This window comes from Aquabacterium sp., from assembly GCF_049274795.1.
Taxonomy (GTDB): Bacteria; Pseudomonadota; Gammaproteobacteria; order Burkholderiales; family Burkholderiaceae_C; genus Aquabacterium.
In genome coordinates, this window is record NZ_JBASTH010000103.1 from 1 (window position 1) to 3249 (window position 3249).

A 3249-nucleotide genomic window follows, 5' to 3' on the forward strand; every position below is an offset into this window, starting at 1 on the left:
TCAGGTCCTCAAAACTCCCAGAAACTGAGCGTCATTGCACACAAAACCGAGAGTTCTGACCAGCCCCAATTGCCCGATCCCACCTGTATCCATCGAGGTTGTGGCGGTTTTGCAAGGCCGACTCAAGATCAGCGAGCGAGGAGGCATCTCGCACTATTCATCCCGCTGCGGCAAGCTCGCCGCGCAAGGCATCCTGGTCGACCTGGCCACTGGCCGAGAGACCACGCTGCCCACCGGCAGCGGCCAGCCCAACTGGACGGGCGCCAAGCCCAATGAAGCCGGCATGGTCCTGTGGGATGCCGGCACCTGGACACAGGCTGGCGGCACCGTGAGCCTGCCCACGGGTGGGTATGGGCGCATTGGCACCATCGGCAGCATCAACAACCGGGGCGATGTCGCCGGCTATGCCGATGTCGATAACCAAGGCCAGTCGCGCGCTGCCGTGTGGCTGGACGGGCAACTGCAAGTGATCGACCAGCGCCCCGGAACGATCAGCGGCAGGTGGTGGTCAAGAGCTATCCACGCTTATCGACGACATCGCCTGACGTCACGTCCTCACTGGCGCGCTGGCACAACGGTGTGCTGACACCACTGCTACCCGCTGGCGATACGCGCTTCATGGCCGATCCCGTGATCAACAGCCGCGGCGTGATCATGGGCTGTGTCGGGCCGAGCGGATCGCAGGAATGCCACTGGGGCATGGGGCGAGCCTTCATCTGGCGCGAGGGCGTGCTGCAAGACCTCACCGACCTGGTACGGTCAAAAGGCGCGGCGCTGCCGAGCGGCGCAGTGCTCATCGCCGTGCACGCGATCAACGATGCAGGCTCCTTCGTGGCACGGATGCGGGCTCCGAATGCCCAGGACACCATCGTGCGGCTCACGGCCGTGCCGTGACCTGCGCGGAGCCATCCGGAACCAGCGTCCACCCGAAATCCGCCATCGGCAACTGCAGCCGCGCATGGCGGATATCCACCGCAAAGGGCTCGACCGGCGCCAGCAGTGAAAAATCCGTGCGGCTGCTGACTTGCGCACGCACATTGGCGCGCAGGGCCACCTGCGTGTCGATCACCGTCTTGACGGGCACGCGCAATGGGCCTGACAACTCACCCGCCACATCCAGCGCCAGCGCGAGCGGCACCTGAGCCGACACGGGCACGGACACCTTGACGGGTACCACCACCTTCACCGGGATGGTCACTGTGAAGCTGGGCCACCACGACACCACAGGCACCTCGGCGTTGACCGTGGTGTCCACGGGGATGTCGCCCTCGAAGTTCACCACCGTGTGCACCGGCACCACCGTGTCGACCACGGCGTGCGCCTTGAGATTGTTCTGCACCTGCACGCGCATCTCCTGATTCAAACGCAGCTTCAGGTGCTGAGTGGATTCCAGGCGAGTGAACACCGGCTCAGCCACCTCGGCGCTTGCGGCCATGCCGGATGGCAGGCACAGTTGCACCGGCTGCTGACGCATCTCCAGCACCGTCACCCACTCGCGCCGCACATGGAGGAAACCCACCACCACCAGCGCCAGCCACAGCAGCGCGGTCAGCAGGCTCACCAGCAGCAGCGCTCGGCGCGTGACCGGCCGGTGCCAGCCTCGGGGCGTCGGTGCTGCGGACAAGGCTGAAGGAGCGTTGCTCATTGGCCGCGCAGCTTCAGACCCTCACCACCCACGGGTGACTGGGAAGACGACGGTGTCGACGCCGCCGGCACCAGGCCAGACGCACTGGCAGGCAACTGCGCCTCGCCCCCCCCAACGCCCACCACGCCGCGCGCGACAGAGCCGGCCACGGGCCAGCCTTGTGGCCACCAACGCGGCGCCTCGCGAGGCAGCACGCGGATCGCATCAAAGGGCAGATCCAGCCGCACCAGTTGCAGGCCGGCCTCCACCACCTGGCCAGGGAAGGTCAAGGTGGCATCCACCGGCGCCGTGACCGGCAGACTCAGGGCCTGCTTGATGGGGATGGTGGTCTCGAACACCGTGTCCACCTGGGCGCGCAGCGGCTCGGGCAGGCGCACCACGGCCGGCATGTTCAGCGACACCGGGATCTGCTTGCGCACCGGGATCACCAGATCCACCGGCACATCGGCGCGCAAGGGCACCCGCCCCTTGATAGGCAAGGTCACATTGAAGCCCAGCACGCGGGTCTGCACCTTGGCATCCAGGTCGATGGCCTGGTCCACCTTGAGCACATGCTTGACGGGCACCTCCAGGTCGATGGGCACGGTGGTGTCCACCGCCACCTTGATGGGGATGGGCTCGGTGATGGGGATGCTGAGCGCCTGCGAGATGGGCACACGCACGGGCAGGCGTTCATCGATCGTCACCTGCACACGGTTGCTCACGGCCGCACGCACGGCCAGTTGCTCCGGCATCTTGATCAGGGCTTTTTGCTCCTTGAGCGCCACCTGGGCTACCAGGTGGTTCCAGGCCCACCAGCCGGCGGCAGCGGCCAGGCCGGTCATCAACAGCAGCAGCAGCACCGCCGTGAGGATGAGGGTGCGCCAAGTGACAGGTCTGGACGGGGGCAGGACAGGCATCGTGCAGACACTCTAAGCCGGAAACCGCAGGGATCTATATCATGGCATCCCCTTCCCCGGGGGGCGCCCGTGGCGACGCCCCTTGCCAACACTGCTGCCCAAGATCCCCCATGACCGGCCTGCTCACTGACCTGGAACAAGCCCGCGCGGCTTTCCAGGCGCTGCAAGAACGCGCGGCAAGCCAGGGCCTCACCCTGAGGCCACCGCCGCCGGAGCCCACCACCTGCTGTGGCCGGGGCTGCAATGGCTGTGTATGGGAAGGGTTCTATGCAGCGGCCAACTACTGGCGCGATGAAGCGCTGCTGATTCTGGAAGACTGAGGCCGGCTCAGCACTCACGCCATCACGGCCACCTGCCCCACGCGCGACGCGCTGGGCGGATGCCCGATGATGCGCTTGAAGGCCCGGCTGAACGAGGTCTCGGAGTCATAACCCAGCCGATCAGCGGCCACGGCGATGCGCATGCCGTCATCGGCGATCCAGCGCCGCGCCTGGAACATCTTGATCTTGACCACGTACTTAGAATTTATCCGCAAATAGTAAACTATCGCCCTGAGCCGCAGCAGACGCGGCCAAGGGCGAAGCCGTGGCGACAAAAAAGCGTGTGGATTCCTGGGTGGTCACAGATGATTTCTGGCAGCGCGTAGAGCCATTGATACCCGTGCGCGAACGACCCAGTGACAAGGCATATGTCCGTCAGCCCGGG

Annotated in this window: 5 protein-coding genes and 1 pseudogene; 3 read left to right on the forward strand and 3 right to left on the reverse strand. The window is 65.8% G+C overall.

Annotated elements, in window-relative coordinates:
* Positions 1-109: 109 nt before the first annotated feature.
* Positions 110-586, forward strand: a complete 477-nt coding sequence (locus WAQ08_RS17590) for a hypothetical protein (RefSeq protein ID WP_422193368.1) — start codon at positions 110-112, stop codon at positions 584-586.
* A gap of 32 nt (positions 587-618) precedes the next feature.
* Positions 619-894: a hypothetical protein gene (locus WAQ08_RS17595; RefSeq protein WP_422193369.1), complete on the forward strand. Its 276-nt coding sequence runs from the start codon at positions 619-621 to the stop codon at positions 892-894.
* Here WAQ08_RS17595 and WAQ08_RS17600 read toward each other — a convergent pair.
* Both WAQ08_RS17600 and WAQ08_RS17605 read right to left on the reverse strand, forming a co-directional pair.
* Positions 878-1645, reverse strand: a complete 768-nt coding sequence (locus WAQ08_RS17600) for a hypothetical protein (protein ID WP_422193371.1) — start codon at positions 1643-1645, stop codon at positions 878-880. The two genes, WAQ08_RS17595 and WAQ08_RS17600, sit on opposite strands and share 17 nt — an antisense overlap.
* Complete coding sequence (locus WAQ08_RS17605) at positions 1642-2544, reverse strand: hypothetical protein (protein ID WP_422193373.1); 903 nt, start codon at positions 2542-2544, stop codon at positions 1642-1644. The genes WAQ08_RS17600 and WAQ08_RS17605 overlap by 4 nt, the downstream gene beginning before the upstream one ends.
* A gap of 110 nt (positions 2545-2654) precedes the next feature.
* Here WAQ08_RS17605 and WAQ08_RS17610 point away from each other — a divergent pair, with 110 nt between their 5' ends.
* Complete coding sequence (locus WAQ08_RS17610; protein WP_422193374.1) at positions 2655-2864, forward strand: oxidoreductase-like domain-containing protein; 210 nt, start codon at positions 2655-2657, stop codon at positions 2862-2864.
* A 14-nt stretch (positions 2865-2878) separates the two neighbouring features.
* Here WAQ08_RS17610 and WAQ08_RS17615 read toward each other — a convergent pair.
* A pseudogene (locus tag WAQ08_RS17615) lies at positions 2879-3067 on the reverse strand (helix-turn-helix domain-containing protein); the annotation flags it as partial.
* Positions 3068-3249 lie beyond the last annotated feature (182 nt).

Excerpts from the sequence above, each read along its gene's own strand:
- WAQ08_RS17600 (WP_422193371.1), bottom strand. The coding sequence starts at position 1,645 with ATGAGCAACGCTCCTTCAGCCTTGTCCGCAGCACCGACGCCCCGAGGC.
- WAQ08_RS17595 (WP_422193369.1), top strand. The coding sequence starts at position 619 with ATGGCCGATCCCGTGATCAACAGCCGCGGCGTGATCATGGGCTGTGTC.
- WAQ08_RS17605 (WP_422193373.1), bottom strand. The coding sequence starts at position 2,544 with ATGCCTGTCCTGCCCCCGTCCAGACCTGTCACTTGGCGCACCCTCATC.
- WAQ08_RS17610 (WP_422193374.1), top strand. The coding sequence starts at position 2,655 with ATGACCGGCCTGCTCACTGACCTGGAACAAGCCCGCGCGGCTTTCCAG.